Below are 19,404 nucleotides of genomic sequence, written 5' to 3' on the forward strand. Positions count from 1 at the left end.
CCTCTAAGTCCGGTATGGCTTGCTCATGGCACGTTCAAACAAGTCCTGCAAAATGCTGTAGATCATGGTAAGAACCCAATAGACGATCGCAACCGCCAAGTACGTCTCAAAATATTTGAGGTTTCCTGAAGCGTACATCTTCCCTTGGGCGAACATCTCCATGACCCCTAATGTAAAGGCCAGTGACGTTTCTTTCAGGAGCCCGATAAATGTATTGCCCGTTGCCGGAATCGCATTTCGGATCGCTTGCGGCAAAATAATCCGTCTGTATGCCTGAAATTTTGTCATACCGACAGACAGGCACGCCTCCAGTTGCCCGTCATCAACAGAATTGAGGGCAGCCCGGAAGATTTCTGCCAAATATGCTGCATTTTTTAAGCTTAACCCGATGATGGCAGCTGTGAGAGCTGTCATTTTGCTCATCTCTGGAAACAGCTGCGGCAGCCCGTAATAGATTAAGAACAGCTGCACCAGTGTCGGCACGCCTCGGAAAAAGGATATATACAGCTTTGACAGCTGATGAAGCACTGGAATTTTGTTCTTTGTGATGAGTGCGAGAATAAGTCCTCCGATAATGGCAAAAATCATAGCCGCTATAGCCATAAACAACGTGATCGGAAGGGCCTGAATTAAAGTCGGGAACGCTGATATCATGAATTCCCAATCAATCGTGTTCATTCTGGTGAGTCACCGCCGTTTCTTAATGCTTCTGTTCTACTGTGATATCTTCATTAAAGTATTTTTCAGAGAGTTTTTTCAGTGTTCCGTCTTTACGCAATTCATCTAGCGCCTTATTGACTTTTTTGCGGAGCTTGTCGTGCGCATCGTCCTTGGCAAATGGGAATGCAACCTGTTCGTAAACAATCGGATCTCCTGCAAGCTTTAATGGCAAACCGGTCTTCTTGATTTGCGCGATCAATACAGTTCGGCTGTTGACATAAGCGTCTACACGGCCGTACGCAACATCCTTCAGCGTACCCTCTTGTGTTTCGTACGTTTTGATATTGATTTTTTTATCAGGATCTTTGCTTTCAAGGTTTTTCGCGTGGTTTGAACCGAGAACGGCTGCGACTGTCTTGCCTTTTAAATCGTCTACTGATTTGATGTCTGTATTGTCTTTTTTGACGACAATCTGTGTTCCCGCATAAGCGTATGGTTTCGTAAAGTTATACGTTTCCTTACGTTCGTCTGTCACAGCTACCTGGTTAGAAATGGTGTCAAGCTTGCCTGTTTGAAGCTCTCCCATCAGCCCGCTGAATTCAAGCAGCTTCCAGTCCAGTTTCATGTCAATTTTCTTAGCGACTGCTTCCATCACTTCCACGTCAAAACCTGTCAGCTTTCCGTTTTCTTTATAAGCAAATGGGTAACTTTGTCCTGTCGCACCGACATGAAGCACATTGTCATCCTCTTTACTGCTGCTGTTTCCATTGCCGCAAGCTGAGAGCACCGCTAATAATGCAGCAACGACCAGCACTGTCCATTTTTTCATCTTCATTTGATTTTCCCGCCTTTTCTATTTTTATAGATCATGTCGCAATTGTTTTTTCATATAGACTGTGATATGCCCTTTTCCAAGGTCTTGTTCACCTGAGCGGACATATCCTTTTCGTTCGTACATCTCAATCAGCCACGGATGCTTATCCGCTGTTCCGAGTGAGACAAACGGAACCTTTAACGTATCGCGAAGGATTGTTTCCTCCAGCCATTGAAGCAGCTTTGTTCCGATTCCTTTTTTTCCGGTGTCGGGGTCCACAGCAAACCACCAGATATGCGGAACGCCATACGGTCCCGGCTGTTTTCCCCAAGGCATTCTCAAGGTGATGGTCGCGATGATCCGCCCGTCTTCTTCCATGACGTAGCAAGCATTTTCCCGAATATTTTTCAGCACCAAATCCAAATCCGCATGAGCGGCAGCAAAACGAATGCCGAGCTTTCGAATCGGTTCATAAGCCCGCAATGTCAGCTCGAGAAGCTGTTCGGCATCACGTTCAACTGCAAGGCGGTATTGTGGCTTCATCTAGCGTTCCTCCTTACTTTGCATAGCGGTTTACCGGCTTTTCCAAACCGAAGTGCTCTCGTAATGTTGTGCCTTCATATTCTTTTCTGAACACGCCGCGCTCCTGTAAAATCGGAACCACTTGATCAACAAACACTTCAATTCCTTCTGGAAGAAGCGGAGGCATGATGTTAAACCCGTCACACGCTTTCGTATCCACCCATTCCTGCATCTTGTCGGCGAGCTGCTCCGGCGTGCCGACAAAGATATGGTGGCCTCTGGAGCCTGCAACGTATTTGTAAAGCTCTCGTATCGTCATATTGTCACGTTCAGCCATCTCCTGAACAAGCTTGAAGCGGCTCTTCACCGCATTGGAAGCTTCTGCGTCAAGCTTCGGCAGCGGCCCATCAAGCGGATATGCCGACAAATCAATTCCGCCTAAGTAATTTTGGAGAATTTGCAGACCGACAGATGGGATAATCAGATCTTGAAGCTCCTTGTATTTGGCTTGCGCTGCTTCTTCTGTATCGGCAATGATTGGGAAAATACCCGGCATGATGGCAATTTTTTCTGGATCACGTCCGAATTCCGCAGCCTGTTCTTTAATGGATTGATAAAATTCTTGAGCTGATTCCAGGTGGTTTTGTGCTGTGAAGATCACTTCGGCTGTTTTGGCAGCCAGCGCTTTTCCGTCTCCTGATGATCCTGCCTGGATAATGACCGGCTGGCCCTGCGGGGTTCTTGAAACGTTCAGAGGTCCGCGAACCGAGAAATATTCTCCTTTGTGGTTCAGCTCGTGCATTTTTTCTTTGTCAAAGAATTCACCCGTTTCTTTATTACGGATAAAGGCGTCCTCTTCCCATGAATCCCAAAGCCCCTTTACAACCTCGACAAATTCCTCTGCCCGCTGATAGCGCAAATGGTGTTCAAGGTGCTTTTCACCGCTGAAATTCAGTGCTGTTGATTCAATAGATGAAGTGACGACGTTCCATCCGGCACGGCCATTGGAGAGATGATCCAATGACGCAAACTGTCTGGCAATATGGAATGGCTCGCTGTATGTAGTGGAGGCTGTTGCTGTCAGTCCGATTTTTGATGTGACCTGCGCCAAAGCAGAGAGCAGGGTGAATGGCTCAAACCTTGTTAATACATTTGGATGTGATTTGCTGTCAATTGAAAGGCTGTCCGCTAAAAACAGCATATCCAGCTTGCCCCGCTCCGCTGTTTTCGCAAGCTCTTTAAAATAATCCAAATTCATGCTCGCATCTGACGGCGCGTCCGGGTGCCGCCAAGACGCAACATGATGGCCTGTACCTGCTAAAAATACCCCTAATTTGATTTGTTTCTTTTTGCTTGTCATGACGATACTCCTTTTATCATGTTTTTAGGCTGAATAATCCGAAAAATAAACTCCTATATTCCTAGTCGTTTAATATGAATAAATCAAAATGTACCTTTGTCTTGGACGTTTGTCAATGAGTTAAGATTAAATTTTTCTTTTTAAGCTGAAAACTCGCGGGATCATGGGGCGGCATTTGTGCAACCTGTATACTGGCAAAACCAGTCTGATGCTGAGACTCGTTTTGATCCAAAGTTTTATATAAATGTAGCTTGCACCTTATCTCTACTTCCGACCATACGCATTTTGCCGCCGCTTTTGCTCTTTGCTAATAAACGCGCGTGATCGCCGTCGTAGAACGGTTCATTTTCCCACTCATTCAGAAGCTGAGACATCACATAAAAAAATAAGCTGATCCCGGATTCATACCGAAATCAGCTACTTGAATCTTAATTAAGTTCTAGAATACTCTCTTCTGCTTTAGCAGAAAACACTTTAGGCTCAAGGCGGTCTAGGTCTTCATGAAATAAACTCACTTTTTGGATTTGCCGATTGTCATAGTGGTGGAAATAGTAGTTTCCAGTTTCGTTGCACATCACGGAAGTATATTGCGTATAATGAATTTCGTCTTCTTCCGTTATCACTGCGCCCTTTGGTATCGTCATATTTGCCAAAATTTGAAAAGCGGCTGTTACACCTTTCGTTTCATCGGCCGCCGGCTCTAGATGTTCTTTCAAATAAACAGCTCTGACAAACCGGGAAGGCGGTGTGTAATCCCCCGGCAGACCAACAGTTCCTAAGCCTTGGCCAAAAGCAGAAAGGGCTAATCCGCCCATCTCTTTGCTCTCTAATTGCTTCGGTCTGATTCCTGTATATTGCTGCAGATTGGTTACATGCCATATAAAGTCGGGGCTGTTCGTCATGACACCAGGTTGATTATCATAGACTTTGAGGCCGTCTGCTCTTGGTTCTATCGTCAGGCTTCGGCCCGTCCGGTCTGACAATATCCAGTGAAGCGGTAAAACTGTATCCAATAGATCTAATTTTTTCTCTACAATCGTTAAAGATCGAATCTTTTCTTTTACGTCTTCCAAAGACTGACAGACTGACAGCACCCATGTCACAAACTCATGCGGGACAATGTGAACGGTATCTTCCCGTATCGTTTTTTCGTACTCCGCATAGCCCGGAAAATAAAGCGCCGCACAAGATAAACCGCTTTCATTAACGCCGTCGGCAAATAATATATTTCCAAGTTTTCTCCCCATACCGATAAACGCGTACTGTGTCTGATGGGCCCTTCCGTCAGCTTCACTGTTCCAGCTGTAACGGCGCGGATAGAGAATCACCTCTGTCCCCAGCTGAAATGCAAAATCCATTGTTCTTGCTAATACATGTTTACGGTCAGCAGTTTCCAATGTAAGACTTGTGCACATTTGATCAGTCCCCTTTTCAATTCAGATTAATATCATACATATTGTGAACGAATTGGTTTTATCAGCATAACGAAAGTCAAATCGATTCGTCAAAGAATTGACATTACATCAAATAAAACGAAAAAATCCAGCCTTTAGAAGGCTGGATTTTTTATTATTTAGCCAAAACAAGCTCGTGAATCGCATGTGCAACGCCATGTTCATTATTGGAGCGTGTTTGAAAGTTTGCTGCTTCCAATACTTCTGGGATGGCGTTTGCCATGGCAACCCCGCAGCCCGCCCATTCGATCATTGTCAGGTCGTTCCCGTTGTCGCCTATGCACATGACTTCCGCCTGTTCAATTCCAAGCAGCTGAGCCAGCTGGCGTACAGCATTTCCTTTGCTGGCTTCCGAGTGCAGAATTTCATAAAAGAAAGGCGCGCTTCTGACCATTGTATATTTTTCTCTCACGTCTTTTGGAATCGATGTAATGACGCGGCTTAAGTTCTCCGGTTTATCAATAAACATCACTTTCGGGATGAGGATATCTTTTGGCACCTCGTCAATCTTGCGGAAATGAAGCGGCACCTGTGTCACATAGGATTCGTATACGGTAAATTCGCTAATGTCCCGGTTAGGCGTATACAAATTAGATGAGTCAAAGAAATGCATCGGCGTCTTCAGCTCTAAGCTCAGGTCATATAATGAAGTCAAATCATCATAACCGAGAGACAGCTCCGAGACCACTTCATTTGTATGCGTATTTTGAACAAGTGCTCCATTATACGCAATAACATAGTCGCCTTCTTCAATTAAATTCAGTTCATCTAAATATCTCTGCACACCCCCGATAGGCCGGCCGGTGCAAAGCACAATTTTGACACCTTCCGCTTTTGCCGCGTGAAGGGCGTCGCGGACCTCCTCTGTTACTTCATGATGATCATTTAAAAGTGTTCCATCCATATCAATTGCAATTAGTTTGTACATCCTGCATCTCCTTCATGTCGTTTTCAGGCTATAGTCCCATCATATCGTTTTTTCTTTTTGATATTCAACCGGAAGAGATGGTTTTCTCCGGATTCTGTTTAGACGCCGCCCTTGTCTTCGGATACGAAAGCGCGGTTTCCGCTTTCTTTCTGCCTTGACGCCGTTTTCTGCTTTTTTCTGTTTCATCAGCAGAAAGCCGGCAGCTAGAAAAGGAATGCCGGTTATATTCAAGATGGCAAGCTTCACACCCGCCGCGATGAAAAAGAACCCCCATGAAGATGATGGATTCCGTCTGATCATGACGTAAGCCGCCATTTCCAGAACAATCAGGATGGCATGAAGCACTATGCCATAAATCAGCAATACAAGGGCAAAAAACAATACATAATTCACGATTGCCCCTGAGTACATCATAGCGCGCATCATTTGTATAAACGATAAGGACTGCATGGAGCCGCTGATGACATTGGGGTTATAGATCGTATAGTCACTAAATAAATGTTTGACTTTGAGAAAAGCCCATAATATAAATATCCACTGAATAATATGTAAAACAAGCCCCGCTGCCACCAGTCTTTCAGCTTTTTGATTTCTCATCTTTCTCCTCCCTGCCGGTCTTTGATTCGATTCTTGTCATCGTTTTTGTCTGGCCATTTTGCTCCCATATCAATGTCCCGTTTTCTCCTCTTTTCAGCGTGCTTTTGAGCGGATAATAGGGGCCGAGGTACTGAATCTCGATAGACCCGTCAGTGTTTTGGGAAATCACCTTGTATGCCATAAAAGGCAGCTGTACCTCTCCTCTTCCTTCAATCACTTCCGTTTCCACAACCTCGTCTTCGGTAAATGTGACTGTTGCTGATTTCACGCCATCCGCTGGCCCGGGGGCAAGTCCCTCATCCCACGTTCCGTAATAAAACGGCGTCTCTTCTTTTTGCTGCTGGCAGCCCGATACCATAATGCATACAGCAATTAAAAACAAAATGCCATATTTGTTTCTCAAGGGGATCACCATTCTTTCCTCCTTTTTTGGGCAAATGCCGTGCCACTGTGCCAATGACTACATAAGTTATAAGGAATTCACCCACAAGGAGATTGATCATAATGAACCCTTATCAATATTACAGCCCTCAGCTGCCTCAGCAGGAACCTTACTATAGCCACTATGAGTACAATCCTTATCCGCAGCAGGATGTATACGATCCATACCAAATGGACAGACAACCGGCATTGGAAAGAAGAATCGCAGCACTTGAACGGCAAAATGAACAGCAGTCAAGAGAATTAACCCGTCTGACAAACGAAGACCGCCGTCAAAATCGGGAAATTGCACGGATTGCCGAACAGGTCAATCAGTTAAGCCAGGCTGTTGAACGCCATACACGCCGCCTAAATCGGCTCAATCAGCGCCTCCGCACAGTAGAAAACAGGCTGAATATCCCATTTACTGCAGGGGAAGGCGGTTTCTGAGCAAACAAAGAAAAAAAGCGGAATACGATTCTCCCATTTCAGGGTTTCGTTTTCCGCAATTCTTATATGTTAAAACGGAACATTTACATAAAAAGGGTTTGTACCCAGTATACAATCTTTACCGTTTTCATTCAAAGATAGAGGGGCTGAGGAAAATAATTGTAGTTCCTCTTTGACGGAATTTCTTTTCATTCAAGTTGCATGATAATACCGACTCACGTCAATCGATACATGGAGGGATCATTCATGCATAATACACAACACGGCTTGCAGCAGCTGAACCAATGCCGCCAAACTGCTCAGCAGCTCATTCAGCAGACACAGCAAAGCAGCCAGCAATATCGCCAAATGCTTCATCAGGAACAGCAAAACATCCAAATGCTGCAGCAGATTCTAAACCACGAACAACAAGCTGCACATACCATTCAGCAAGCACTGCACGGGCATGATATGGCGATTCAAAAGTGCCAGCAGGTTGTCAACATGTGCAACCAAATGCAACAGGAACTTACTGGACAATCCAGCGTCATGAATACGAATGTGTCTACACTTCCATTCGGCCAAAACACGCCATTTCAGCAGCAATCCTACCAGCAGTAACATATAAAAAGCTCAACACAATGCGAGTGTTGAGCTTTTTTTCTTACTGTTCTTTGCGAATATGTATATCCTGAATAGACTGTTTCGGTGCATGAAATCTGCTCTCGGCTTCACTTCTTGCCTCGGCAAAAGCCCGCGCCTCCACATGATCTTTGTAGACATCCAGCTGAATCAAATACAGCGGGCGCACTTTAAATCCATGAATAATGGTCACCGCCCATAACGGGACCACAATAAAAACACCGGGCAGATCGGGCAAAACAAAACCAAATGCAAAAATGAAAAAATAAATGATGCCGTACATGATCCACTTTCTATTTCTAACCTTGATGCCAATAAATAAAAAGGCAAAAAAACTGGTAATGGCAAAAGGCATGAAAATAAACAGCATCCACCAGCTATGCAGCCATTCCCAAGCGGCACCTCTTTTTGTAATTCCCATATTTTTCTCCTCCTATTTACCTATAATAATCGATTAGGCATACCGCGTCACCCATAAACGGGAAAAACTTTCTCCCTTAAAAATAGTGATAGACGGAGAACAGGTTTCTTGCTATATTATTAATTGATAATGATAATCATTACTAATCTATTGAGATACATAGTGGGAGGGTTCTTGATGAAAAAGAACATATTGCTCGTGGGCTTGCTTGTGCTGCTTCTCATGTTTGTCAGCGCTTGCAGCGGCACGGCTTCTAAAGGGAGCTCAAGCGATTCTGCTTCCGAAAAAACAGAAATGAGAACATACAAATCACCAAAAGGGAACGTCAACATTCCTGCACATCCGAAACGCATCGTTACTGATTTTTATGCCGGTGAATTGCTGTCTGTCGGGGCCAATGTGGTCGGCTCAGGCTCATGGTCATTTGATAATCCGTTTTTAAAATCAAAGCTGAAAAATGTGAAGGATGTTGGTGATCCAATAAGCGTTGAAAAAGTGATGGAGCTTCAGCCTGACTTAATTGTTGTCATGAATGAAGAGAATGTTGATAAATTAAAGAAAATCGCTCCGACTGTTGTCATACCTTATAACACAGCGAAAAACGTAGAAGACACAGTCAGCATGTTCGGAGATATCGCCGGAGCGAAAGACCAAGCAAAATCCTTTATGGCTGACTTTAACAAAAAAGCGGAAGCAGCTAAGAAGAAAATTGCCGGCGTCATCGACAAAGATGCAACCTTCGGCATTTATGAAAACACAGACAAGGGCGAATTCTGGGTGTTCAATGACAATGGCGGACGCGGCGGCCAAGCTGTATACAATGCACTTGGGTTAAAAGCGCCTGAAAAAATTGAGCAAGATGTCATCAAAAAAGGAGAGATGAAACAGCTCTCTCAAGAGGTTATTCCTGAGTATGCCGCAGATTATATGTTCATTACGGATTACAACCCGAAAGGCGAAAGCAAAACACTCGACAAGCTGGAGAATTCCTCCATTTGGAAAAATCTTGACGCTGTTAAACATAATCGCGTGTTTATCAATGACTTTGACTCGTTCTACCCGTACGACCCGATTTCTGTCAGCAAACAGGTGGATATCATCACCGACATGCTGATCAAACGGGCCGAAGAAAATAAAAAATAAAAAAACGGCACAGTCATGACGCTGTGCCGTTTTTTATGATTCACTTTAATTTTGATTGTACGGAGTCCGGCATATCTTCAAACTTGACTTCTTCCCAAGTCTCGACATACTTTCCTTTCGCCTTCACCTTCAAATACGCGTTCTTCCGAAGCTCTTTGCCGGCGAAAAAGGTCACTTCTTCTTTTTTTCCGGATGCATTATATCCGTCTAATGTATATTCAGTACCGCCCGGACTAAGATGTCTGCCATCTCGATCAATCTGAACATAGACATCTTGCTGGTGAATAAACGGATTAAATCTGTCTGTAACATCGTTATGAAAAAAGAGAAGCCCGCATATTACGGCAGCAGCCGCCAAGACGGCCAGGATTGCCATTGCTTTTTTCATCTTTGCACTCCCCTTACTTGTTCATTTTTTTCAAATAGCTTGACCGCACCGCGAGGAAGAATAGAAGCTGAAAAATGAAAAACCCTCCGATGGTGAGACTGAGCGGCCCCGCGACATCGGAATAGCCTTCCACAGCCAATGTTCTCAAGGCAAACAGTGTATGCATGACGGCAATGACAAATGGAAAGAAGAAAAGAATGGCCAATTGTATTGTCACGCTTTGTGCCATTTCACGCTCACTCAGGCCGATTTTGGCCAGTGAACGGTAGCGCTCCCGGTCTTCATCTAAATCAGTGAACAGCCTGAAATATAAGAAACTTGCTGCCGCGACAAAGAATACAATTGCGATAAACAGGCCGATAAATAAACTCAGGCTCGGCAGCTGCACCGTATCATAGTAAGTCCCCGCTTTTGAAGCAAAATCAGAATGCACGTCGATATAATTGCCGTAAATCTCATTTTGCAAGGATTGGCTGATCTCAAGACTGTCTTTCCAATGATCATAGCTGTAGCCGTATAATGACGCTTTATCACCGAGTGATTTCAGCTGATCAAAGGTTTGATCATTCACCGCGATGATAGCATTCAATGAGATCAGCGGTTTTTTGACTTCTTTTACCGACAGTTTTTGATCAGACAGCTCCCCTTTTTGGTTCAGCAGCTTCAGCTGATCCGGCGCTTCGTTTTTGAAATTGCGGTCATACGTTCCCGGGAAATAGACAGCCTCGTCTTCTTTCAGGCCGTTCACTTTGACATGGAAGTATTTTGCCGCATCCGATTCACTGATCATGTAAACAGGGGGAACAGTTTCTCCTTCCTGATAGCGAACATAGGAAACATCTATTTTGTCTTTCTTATACGTAAAGCCGTGTGTTTTCAATTCATGGTCAATATCTTTCAAATGAGTCTGTTCTTTTGGATTGTTGCTGTAAGATAAATACTCCATTTCATAAGCGGACTCTTCCGCTCCGACGGTCGATTTGTACATTGCGAGCACGCCTGTCGCAGTAAACGCAACCGCGGAAATAATGCTGACAATAAAGAACAGGCGGGCGTTGTCTTTTAAACGATAGACAAGGTCAGAAACCCAAATGACGTTTTTCCCGCGCAGATAAAAGGTTTTCCACTTCTTCAGCGCGCGCAGAATCCATATGCTGCTTTGGCTGAAAAAGAAATATGTTCCGATGACGGTGAGCAGTAAAATGATAAACGGTTCGGCCCCGTGGACATTGCCTTTAAGGACCATGCCGTACCCGCCGCACAGACAGGCGATGCCGAATAAGGACAGAAGCACGGACGGCTTAGGCTCCGGTTTAACCTTGCCAGTGCCCTTTATTAATTTGATAACCGTATTTGATCTGACAAAAAGGATCGTAAACTGCGATAAAAAGAAAAATAAGAGCAGAAATCCGCTGGCCGTAATACCGAGCGCTTTCCAAGGCATATACAAAGGCAGCGCGTCCATTTCTAAAATATAAGCGCCGACCGTAAAGAACGTCTTTGAAAAAATGAACCCTCCGATAATGCCGGCTGCAATTGACATGACGCCGATGATCATATTTTCCGCCGTAATGAGCTTTCTCAGCTGCCCCGGCGTGATGCCCTGCATGAGCAGAATGCCGAATTCTTTATTTCTCGATTTCAAAAATGCATTAACCGAATACAGAACAAATAAGAAAGAAAAAACAAAGATCATCCATTCCGCGGCGGTTAAGCCTTTTTTGGCGATGTTATTCAGGTAGCCTTCCTTTAATGCCGGATGAAACAGGAACATCGCAAAGGTAAAGAAAATCAAAACGGAAAAGGCGCTGCTTAAAAAGAATGCAAGATAGGCCCTTTTGTTTCTCGTGACGTTTTTATAAGCGAACTGAAGAAAGGTCATTTGCGTTTCCCCCCAGCATAGACAGCACATCAAGAATTTGTTCATAAAAGACTTGGCGGTTTTCCCCGCGGTAAATCTCATTAAACAATTCGCCGTCTTTTATAAAGATGACGCGGCGGCAGTAGCTTGCCGAAACCGGATCGTGGGTCACCATCAAAGCCGTGACATGATCATCCCGATTCAGGCTCTGCAACGTTTCCATGACGTCTTTTGTCGCTTTGGAATCAAGGTTTCCAGTTGGTTCATCGGCCAGAATGAGTGACGGCTTATGAATGACCGCTCTTGCGATGGCGGCCCGCTGGCGCTGGCCTCCGGATACTTCAAACGTCCGTTTGTTGAGCAGGTTTTCGATACCGAGCTTTGCCGCGATGCCGTGCAGTTTTTCTTCCATGACAGACGGCGCTTCTTTTTCAAGCGTTAACGGCAGCATGATATTTTCACCGATCGTCAGCGTGTCCAGAAGGTTGAAATCCTGAAACACAAATCCGAGCTGCTTGCGGCGGAAATGAGCGAGCTTTGTCCGCTTCAGGCGATGCGGGTTTTCTCCGTTAATCAGGATATCGCCTGAATCTGGACGGTCAATCGTTGAAATGATATTCAAAAGCGTTGTTTTTCCGGACCCGGACGGCCCCATCACCGCCGTGAACTCGCCTTCTTCTATTGAAAATGAAATTTGCTTTAAGGCCTGATAGGACACTTGTCCTTTATAGGTTTTATTTATATGTTTGACTTCAAGCATATTCGCCATGAAAATCCTCCTTATGGTTTTATTCTTGTTGATCTGGGCTGCTTTCATGTAGTGCCGGGACGTTCAACATAAAAATCCCCTTGACATAAATCCATGTTATCAAGGGGAAACAAAGCGGGCTATGTTGTTTTCTTAACGCAGCCTTACATTTTTGTAAGAAATGAAAATCGAACTGATGTCCCTTCACCGGGAGACGAGCTGATGTCCACCGTATGATTGAGCTTATCTGTAATTTCTTTGACGAGATGGAGGCCGATTCCCGTAGATTCTTGGAAACGCCGCCCGTTTTCACCGGTGTAATAAGGGTCAAACACCCGCTTGATGTCTTGTGAGGGAATCCCGACACCGTAATCTTTAACTTCAAGCACCGTCCTGTCTTCATCGCGGAAGACATTCAGCTCAAGTCTGTCACTCTTGCCCGCTGAATACTTGACCGCATTTGTGACCACTTGGCCAATCGCAAATTTGAGCCATTTGGCATCGGTGTAAATCTGATGATCATTGCAAACGTTCATTTTCGGATAAACGCGATATTGAATAAAAAATCGTTTATAGCTTTGAATGACTGATTGGAGAAGCTCGGACAGGGAAACCGCTTCGATTTTAAAATCCCGTTCAAACAGGTCGAGCCTTGAAGAATAAAGAAGCGTCTCCAGCCCGAATTCAATCTGCCGGACTTCTTTTTTGATTTGTTCAAAAACGGGCTCATCCTCTTCTTGAATGATTAAATTAATGACCGACAGCGGTGTCTTCACTTGGTGCACCCATTGATTCATATACGTCACCCGCGCGTCAAGCTTGGCTTCGGTCTCATGGAGCTTCTGGTGCTGCAGCCGGACCAGCTCCATCTGCTTTTCATACAGCTCTGAACAGAACACTGAAGAACCGAGATACGGGATATCCGTCCCTTCCTGCCCCGAGCTGAGCCAATGATACACGCCGCGGTCTTTGTACCAGCGATAGGCAAGATAGCCCGCCAAAATAAGAAGCTGCACGCCCAATATGTAAAACAAGTGAGAAAAAGAATGAAGACCCGCAAACCAGTAATAAAAGAAGACAAACAGCCCTTGAAGGAGAAAAAGCAGAATCAGCACTGCATGAGACCGGAGAAACAGCTTCATGACTGCGCCCTCAGCTGGTAGCCTTCGCCCCGCACCGCTTCAATAGAAACAGGCGCATTCAGCTCCCGCAGTTTTTTTCTGAGCCGCGTGATATACACGTTAAGTGTATTATCATCGATGAATATGTCGGTGTCCCACGTCTTTTCCATGAGACGGTCCCGACTCGTCACCTTTTCTCCCCGCTCAAGCAGCACTTCCAAAAGCTTGCTTTCTTTTTTAGAAAGCTCGCTTTTTTCATCCTGAAAACGCAGTTCAAACCGTTCCACAAAGAGCTGAACGCCGGCATATTCAACCACTTTCTCTCCCTGCTTTGCGGCGTACTCCCCGTACGCCCTCCGGATCTGGCTTTTGATTTTCGCCAGCACAATATCATAAGAAAACGGTTTTTCGATATAATCGTCTCCCCCATTTTCAATCGCCATCACCTGATCCATTTCCCCGCTTCTGGCAGAAATAAAGATGATCGGGCTTGTGGAGTGCTGGCGGATTTGCCGGCACCAATAATATCCGTCATATGCCGGCAAATTGATATCAAGCAGCACCACATCGGGCTTTTCCCGCAAAAAGACATCAAGAACAGCTGTAAAATCCGCGGCGACCACTGTTTGATATCCGTATTTTTCAAGGTAATTCTGCAATAGTCCGCGAATGTCTTCACTGTCTTCCACAATCATGATTTTATTCAAACTGAACCACTCCCGTTTCTTACACTGCTGCCATCATCATAATCGTTTTGGGCGTATGGACGCAACACCGCACAAAAAAACCGCCATCTCGGCGGTTTCTGGTCTCTTTAGCCGACCTGCTGCTTAGCTGCTTTACCGGCTGATCCGAACTCTCTCATTTTGCTTCGCACTGTCTCTTCCACGGCTTCAATGCCGGGTGTCAAATAGCCGCGCGGTTCGTACAGATCGCTGTTTTCCTGAAACATGCGGCGTGTTTCGTCTGTCCACGCTACCATACATTCCGTATTGATATTGATCTTCGCGTGGCCGAGCGTGATGGCTTTTTTGATCTGATCCCGCGGAATCCCGGATGCCCCGTGAAGAACGAGGGGAATATCAGTCATGCGGGAGATAGCCTCCATTTCCTTAAATCCGAGATTCGGCTCACCCTGATATTTGCCGTGTACAGAGCCGAGGGCGGCGGCCAGCGCGTCGATATTGGTTTCTTTAACGATCCGCTCACATTCCGTGATATCGGCATAGCGGACCCCGCCGACCAGTCCATCTTCCATTCCGCCGACCGTGCCGACTTCGGCTTCTACTGACACGCCGTGTTTTGCGGCATAATCGGTGACTTCTTTTGTCATCGCGATATTCTCGTCAATCGGCTGATGGGAGCCGTCAATCATCACTGAGCTGAATCCGGCATCAATGGCCTGTCTGCAGCGTTCCGCACTGCTGCCGTGATCGAGATGAAGCACGACCGGAACGGTAATCGCCATGTCCTCCATTAACGCGCCTACCATGGCGGCAATCGTTTTAAATCCGCCTAAATAGTCGACCAGGCGATCGGAAGCCGCGGCGATGACCGCTGATTGCTCCTTTTGCGCCGCCTGCAAAATCGCCTTCGTCCATTGCAGGCCGTTGATATTAAACTGGCCAATTGCATATTGCTCCCGCTTTGCATCTTCAAGAAGCTCTTTCATCGATACAAAAGCCATGTCCACCCCTCCTTTATCCATTACATGTTGAAGTATTTTGATACGACGTCCACTGTTGTTTTTTTCGCTGTTTGAATGGCTTCCTCAGCAGTCAGCTTATAGTATTCAGGCCGGAAGAGCTCAACCGATACAACATCAGAGAAGCCGATTTCCTTCAGTGCTGATAAGTGGGCATCTAAGTCAATTGCCCCTTGTCCCGGCCATACACGATCCTCATCTGTTAAAAAGCCGATTGGGAAATCTTCTGTATCATCGATATGATAGATGAAGATTTTCTTTCCGTCCGCCTGCTTTAAGCTCTCAATATTTGAACCCATTGCATGGAAGTGAAAACTATCAAAGACAAGCCCGACATTGTCACGGTTAACTGTGTTTACGATCTCATACGCCTGTTCAAACGTATTGACCGTACATTGCGGATGGCCGACAAATTCAAGCGCGATTTTTACGCCGTACGGCTCCGCGATATCTGACAGCTCAGTCAGCACGTCTACACTGCTCTTTTTGATCTCTTCTTTTACAATCTTCTGCTCTGTCACAAGCGGAACGGCCACCACATATTTCACACCGAGGGTTTTGCATGTTTCCATCATGCCTTTAAATTCAGTGATGATCTCGTTGTGGCCCTTTTCATCACGGTTGTTGAAGAAAACAAGCGCGTTTAAAGCAAGCGGTTTGATGTGATGGGTTTGAAAATATTCCGCAAGATCTGCCAATGAATGATCTTTTAAGTACTCGGGCAGCTTATCCATTGTGCGGATTTCAATATAATCATAGCCGTGCTTTTCGCATAGTTCTAAATCCTGTTTAAGGTTTGAGTTTTCCAATGTTGTCGCTTCATTAAAACAAAGTTTCATGCCAGACTCCCCCATCTGCGTTTTAGATATGAAGGGAGTTCGGCAGGAAGGCTGTCGTCATATCCCGCCGAACTCCATGCTCAGCTTATGCCAGACCTAATTCTTCTTTCATTTTCTTAAGCATAAATCGGCTTGATTCATCCGCTCTTTCATCGACCCAAGCAAATACGGCATTCGTCGCAATTCCGTCGAACTTCATCTCTCTCAGTTTTCTGAAAATCGTATCAAAATCAACCTCGCCTTGGCCAATGTCCAAATGCTGGTGAACCGTTACTTTTGCGTCAGGCGGATTGACGATGTAGCGAAGGCCATGAGCCGCTTTATGATTATAGGTATCTGCAAATAAAACATGTGTGAGGCGGTCGCCGGCTTCGTCAAACATGGTCTCGATGTCGCCTTTGCCGTCATCATAGAAGAACGTATGCGCAGTCGAGTAGACAAGATTGATCCAATCCTTGTCAAGCGCGCGGATCATATCCATCGCACCCTTGTGCGTTTCGATAAAATCGTATGGGTGGGCTTGAAGATTGAGTTTAATACCTTCTTTTTCAAAGACTGGCAGAAGCTCATCCATGGATTTGATAAATTTTTCTTCACTTGTTAAAGGATCATATTTTGAACCGCTGAATTCGCTGTTCATCAAATCGACTTCAAGTTCAACCGCAATTTCGATTGCCCGTTTCCAGTTGCGCACTGCTGCCTGGCGGCGGTCTTCATCGGGTCCCGCCCAGTGGTAAAGAGGAAGAAGCGATGAAAGCTTAACACCTGTATCTCTTAAAAGACGCTTTAATTGTTTGATCTTTGCTGAATCGACTTTCGGATATTTATAAAACGGGCAAAAATCCTCGCGCGGAGACAATTCGATATATTCATAGCCAAGCTCCGCCGTTTTATAGACCGTTTCCTCTAAAGTTAAATCATCACGATACATGGATGGATCCAATGCTAACTTCATATTTTCACTCCTCTGTTTTTTAGTTTTGAACTGTTGTAAAAGATTGATAGAATTCCGGTTTTTCCTTCAATTCAACCTTTTCTTTTTGTCCAGATTCCTGGGCTTTTACACACGCGTCAGTCGTGACAGCAGCAATATAGCCATCCCATGCCGTCGGTCCGCTGACCTCGCCTTTCTTTTGAATCGAATCAATAAAGTCTTGGATTTCCACATCGTACGCAGCGACAAAGCGTCTCTGCCAATCCATCAAAATATCAGTGCTAAATTTGCCTTCTTTTCTCAAGCTGATGCTTGATGGTTCGGGAAGCTTGATGATGCCGTCTTCTCCGACGATTTCGCATTGAATGTCATAGCCGTATTTACAGTTCACATAGATTTCAGCATTGATGACGATACCGCCTTTTGTTTCAATTACGACGATTTGCGGATCTTTTAAATGCGGCAGCGCGTTTTTCGATTTTTTCGGGTAGATGACTTGAACGGACTCGTAGTCATCGTTGACGAGCCAGTGCAGCACATCAATTTCATGAACAAGCGTGTCGACTACGGCCATATCGGTTGTGTAGTTATCTCCTACAGTCGGGTTGCGGTGCGCGCAGTGAATCATAAGCGGTTCGCCAATCACATGGTTATCGAGTGCTTCCTTCAGCTGTACGTAACCGCTGTCATAACGGCGCATGAATCCGACTTGAACAAGGCGTTTGCCCACTTTGATTTCTTCTTCGACGATTCGCATGCATCCTTCAGCCGTTGTCGCGAGCGGTTTTTCACAGAACACATATTTCTGGGCTTTAATGGCTTTCAGCACGCTTGACTCATGCGCAGGCCCCCAGCTTGTCACTAAGACAGCGTCTACATTTTCGTCTGCAAGCAGGCTGTCATCATTCGGATAAACCGTCGCGTTTAATTGGTATTGCTCAACGACCTTTTGTGCAGCTTCTTGATTGACATCCGTTACAGCTACAATTTCTGCGCCGGACAGCTTGTTGGTGATGCGGTTAATATGTTCTTTTCCGATTGCTCCAGTTCCAATTACGCCAATACGTAAACTCATTGACAGCCACTCCTTCTGTTGATTACATAATTTTGCTTTCTGTTTCTTGCTTTACTTGGCTCTGAGGAGATCCGTAGAGTTCCTCTTGAATTTGTTCAAGCGACTTGCCAGACGTATTCGGCGCAAAGAGCAGCCCGATGATCATACTGGCCGTCACACATCCGAGAAGAATTGCAGCCATCGTTCCAATGCCGAAATTGGTGATAATCATTGGGACAAACAGACTCCAAATCCCTATTGAAATACGGACAAGGAAAAACATCAGTCCTTGTGCGGAAGCACGATATTGCGTAGGAAAGATTTCGCTGGCCCATAACTGATAGTTCGCTTGCTGCCCGGCTCCGTTATTGATGCCGATCACGACAATAAACAGGAGCAGAATCGGCAGGCCTTCAACTGGCAGCAGAAACAGTGTCCACCCGATCACCGCCATGAAAGCGGCAATTCCAAATACGGTTTTTCTATATTTGTCGGCAAAGGGCATGAAGATCAAAGCGACCCCCAATCCTGTGAAGATAAACAGCCCCATTTGCAAAAGGTTGGCCATGTTGGCAGATACACCGCCGACCTGCTGATAAATGTATGGCATAAAGAAGCCCATGACCCCGGCGGCTAAGTTCCAAACCAAGTACACACCCATCAAAAACAGGATGCTTTTTAGATACATAGGCTTGAGCAAATCAAAATACGATGTCTTATTCAATACAGCCGGCTTTGCTGCCTGAGCATCCTCCGGCTGATTTTTTGTCTGCCAGGCGTCTGATTCCGGAAGCCTGATTCTCAGGATGTATGTAATCAGCGCAATCACAAGCAGATGGGCAAATACGATTTTATTCCCCAAGAGTCCCAAGTCACCGGCCAGTACGGAGAGGAGCAGTACAACGACAGCGCCCGCGGCCCAAGCGACTTGTGCTACGCCACAATGCCTGGCCCGATTCTTCTTTGGCGCATTTTCCGCAATAATGGTCCATGACGCGGTTATATCAGCTCCTACTGATAAACCGATAATGATGTAACCGCTTAACAACATGGGGAAATTAACCCCGAACAAAACCAAACAAATCCCTAGTGCATAAACCAGCATACTATTGGTATAAACAGCCTTCCGTCCGACTTTATCAGCCAGAAACCCGCCAAGCAGCGCGCCGACAGCTGCAGAAATCGCATTTGCGCTCAGCGCGCCGAGCAGCCCGATTTGTGTATCGGATAGCTTAAGGTAACTGACCCATAATGATAAACCGGCGGAGCCTGCCACAATTGAACCGGCATCAATATAGTTGGCCAATGCTGCCGCGATTGTCCGTTTATTGAAGGCTGAATCTCCATTGGTATTGCCCATATGT

General features: G+C 45.5%; 22 protein-coding genes. 3 read left to right on the forward strand and 19 right to left on the reverse strand.

The window, feature by feature from the left end; genetic code table 11:
- Positions 1-3 precede the first annotated feature (3 nt).
- From MHB62_RS20465 to MHB62_RS20500, 8 genes are all read right to left on the reverse strand, one after another.
- The gene (locus MHB62_RS20465; protein WP_024572311.1) at positions 4-678 is read right to left on the reverse strand and encodes an amino acid ABC transporter permease; all 675 of its coding nucleotides are present in this window, start codon (positions 676-678) and stop codon (positions 4-6) included.
- 22 nt (positions 679-700) lie between these two features.
- Positions 701-1,495 carry an amino acid ABC transporter substrate-binding protein gene (locus MHB62_RS20470; RefSeq protein ID WP_003227109.1) on the reverse strand — a complete coding sequence of 265 codons (795 nt, stop codon included), beginning with the start codon at positions 1,493-1,495 and terminating at the stop codon, positions 701-703.
- A 24-nt stretch (positions 1,496-1,519) separates the two neighbouring features.
- A complete protein-coding gene (gene snaB, locus MHB62_RS20475) occupies positions 1,520-2,017 on the reverse strand; it encodes a sulfur-containing aminoacid acetyltransferase SnaB (RefSeq protein ID WP_003227107.1) in 498 nt (165 codons plus the stop codon).
- Positions 2,018-2,030: 13 nt separating this feature from the next.
- Complete coding sequence (locus MHB62_RS20480) at positions 2,031-3,356, reverse strand: LLM class flavin-dependent oxidoreductase (RefSeq protein ID WP_003227105.1); 1,326 nt, start codon at positions 3,354-3,356, stop codon at positions 2,031-2,033.
- A gap of 428 nt (positions 3,357-3,784) precedes the next feature.
- Positions 3,785-4,771, reverse strand: a complete 987-nt coding sequence (yxeI, locus tag MHB62_RS20485; protein WP_032722760.1) for a penicillin V amidase — start codon at positions 4,769-4,771, stop codon at positions 3,785-3,787.
- A 154-nt stretch (positions 4,772-4,925) separates the two neighbouring features.
- The gene (yidA, locus tag MHB62_RS20490) at positions 4,926-5,738 is read right to left on the reverse strand and encodes a sugar-phosphatase (RefSeq protein ID WP_003243315.1); all 813 of its coding nucleotides are present in this window, start codon (positions 5,736-5,738) and stop codon (positions 4,926-4,928) included.
- A 39-nt stretch (positions 5,739-5,777) separates the two neighbouring features.
- A complete protein-coding gene (locus tag MHB62_RS20495) occupies positions 5,778-6,335 on the reverse strand; it encodes a hypothetical protein (protein WP_032722761.1) in 558 nt (185 codons plus the stop codon).
- Positions 6,316-6,750 carry a DUF3255 family protein gene (locus tag MHB62_RS20500; protein ID WP_032722762.1) on the reverse strand — a complete coding sequence of 145 codons (435 nt, stop codon included), beginning with the start codon at positions 6,748-6,750 and terminating at the stop codon, positions 6,316-6,318. Before MHB62_RS20500 ends, MHB62_RS20495 begins: the two co-directional genes overlap by 20 nt.
- A gap of 89 nt (positions 6,751-6,839) precedes the next feature.
- Here MHB62_RS20500 and cotNE point away from each other — a divergent pair, with 89 nt between their 5' ends.
- A complete protein-coding gene (gene cotNE, locus MHB62_RS20505; protein ID WP_003227093.1) occupies positions 6,840-7,205 on the forward strand; it encodes an inner spore coat protein CotNE in 366 nt (121 codons plus the stop codon).
- Positions 7,206-7,451: 246 nt separating this feature from the next.
- Positions 7,452-7,805 carry a hypothetical protein gene (locus MHB62_RS20510; protein WP_003236356.1) on the forward strand — a complete coding sequence of 118 codons (354 nt, stop codon included), beginning with the start codon at positions 7,452-7,454 and terminating at the stop codon, positions 7,803-7,805.
- 43 nt (positions 7,806-7,848) lie between these two features.
- On the opposite strand, the gene MHB62_RS20515 is transcribed toward MHB62_RS20510, so the two are convergent.
- A complete protein-coding gene (locus MHB62_RS20515; RefSeq protein WP_003243293.1) occupies positions 7,849-8,247 on the reverse strand; it encodes a hypothetical protein in 399 nt (132 codons plus the stop codon).
- Positions 8,248-8,424: 177 nt separating this feature from the next.
- Here MHB62_RS20515 and MHB62_RS20520 point away from each other — a divergent pair, with 177 nt between their 5' ends.
- A complete protein-coding gene (locus tag MHB62_RS20520; protein WP_032722763.1) occupies positions 8,425-9,390 on the forward strand; it encodes an iron-hydroxamate ABC transporter substrate-binding protein in 966 nt (321 codons plus the stop codon).
- A gap of 40 nt (positions 9,391-9,430) precedes the next feature.
- Here the strand turns inward: MHB62_RS20520 and MHB62_RS20525 are convergent, their stop codons facing one another.
- The 10 genes from MHB62_RS20525 to iolF form a co-directional block, all read right to left on the reverse strand.
- Positions 9,431-9,778: a YxeA family protein gene (locus MHB62_RS20525; RefSeq protein WP_003227084.1), complete on the reverse strand. Its 348-nt coding sequence runs from the start codon at positions 9,776-9,778 to the stop codon at positions 9,431-9,433.
- Positions 9,779-9,791: 13 nt separating this feature from the next.
- A complete protein-coding gene (yxdM, locus tag MHB62_RS20530; protein WP_032722764.1) occupies positions 9,792-11,660 on the reverse strand; it encodes an ABC transporter permease YxdM in 1,869 nt (622 codons plus the stop codon).
- Positions 11,635-12,408 (reverse strand): ABC transporter ATP-binding protein YxdL, encoded by a 774-nt coding sequence (gene yxdL, locus MHB62_RS20535; RefSeq protein WP_003243557.1) that lies wholly within the window; start codon positions 12,406-12,408, stop codon positions 11,635-11,637. The genes yxdM and yxdL overlap by 26 nt, the downstream gene beginning before the upstream one ends.
- A 143-nt stretch (positions 12,409-12,551) precedes the next feature.
- Complete coding sequence (gene yxdK / locus MHB62_RS20540) at positions 12,552-13,529, reverse strand: two-component system sensor histidine kinase YxdK (protein WP_019712858.1); 978 nt, start codon at positions 13,527-13,529, stop codon at positions 12,552-12,554.
- Complete coding sequence (gene yxdJ / locus MHB62_RS20545; protein ID WP_003243527.1) at positions 13,526-14,215, reverse strand: two-component system response regulator YxdJ; 690 nt, start codon at positions 14,213-14,215, stop codon at positions 13,526-13,528. Before yxdJ ends, yxdK begins: the two co-directional genes overlap by 4 nt.
- A gap of 107 nt (positions 14,216-14,322) precedes the next feature.
- A complete protein-coding gene (iolJ, locus tag MHB62_RS20550; RefSeq protein ID WP_019712596.1) occupies positions 14,323-15,195 on the reverse strand; it encodes a 6-phospho-5-dehydro-2-deoxy-D-gluconate aldolase in 873 nt (290 codons plus the stop codon).
- Between the two features lie 20 nt (positions 15,196-15,215).
- On the reverse strand, positions 15,216-16,052 hold the full coding sequence (gene iolI, locus MHB62_RS20555; RefSeq protein ID WP_019712597.1) for a 2-keto-myo-inositol isomerase: 837 nt from the start codon (positions 16,050-16,052) through the stop codon (positions 15,216-15,218).
- 85 nt (positions 16,053-16,137) lie between these two features.
- Positions 16,138-17,007, reverse strand: a complete 870-nt coding sequence (locus tag MHB62_RS20560) for a sugar phosphate isomerase/epimerase family protein (protein ID WP_015250852.1) — start codon at positions 17,005-17,007, stop codon at positions 16,138-16,140.
- Positions 17,008-17,026: 19 nt separating this feature from the next.
- Positions 17,027-18,061, reverse strand: coding sequence for a bifunctional inositol 2-dehydrogenase/D-chiro-inositol 1-dehydrogenase (gene iolG / locus MHB62_RS20565; protein WP_014481414.1), 1,035 nt, complete (start codon positions 18,059-18,061; stop codon positions 17,027-17,029).
- Between the two features lie 22 nt (positions 18,062-18,083).
- On the reverse strand, positions 18,084-19,400 hold the full coding sequence (gene iolF / locus MHB62_RS20570; protein WP_026009840.1) for a myo-inositol transporter IolF: 1,317 nt from the start codon (positions 19,398-19,400) through the stop codon (positions 18,084-18,086).
- Positions 19,401-19,404 lie beyond the last annotated feature (4 nt).

Origin of the sequence: Bacillus sp. FSL K6-0255 (assembly GCF_045040725.1) — a bacterium.
GTDB classification, from domain to species: Bacteria; Bacillota; Bacilli; order Bacillales; family Bacillaceae; genus Bacillus; species Bacillus subtilis.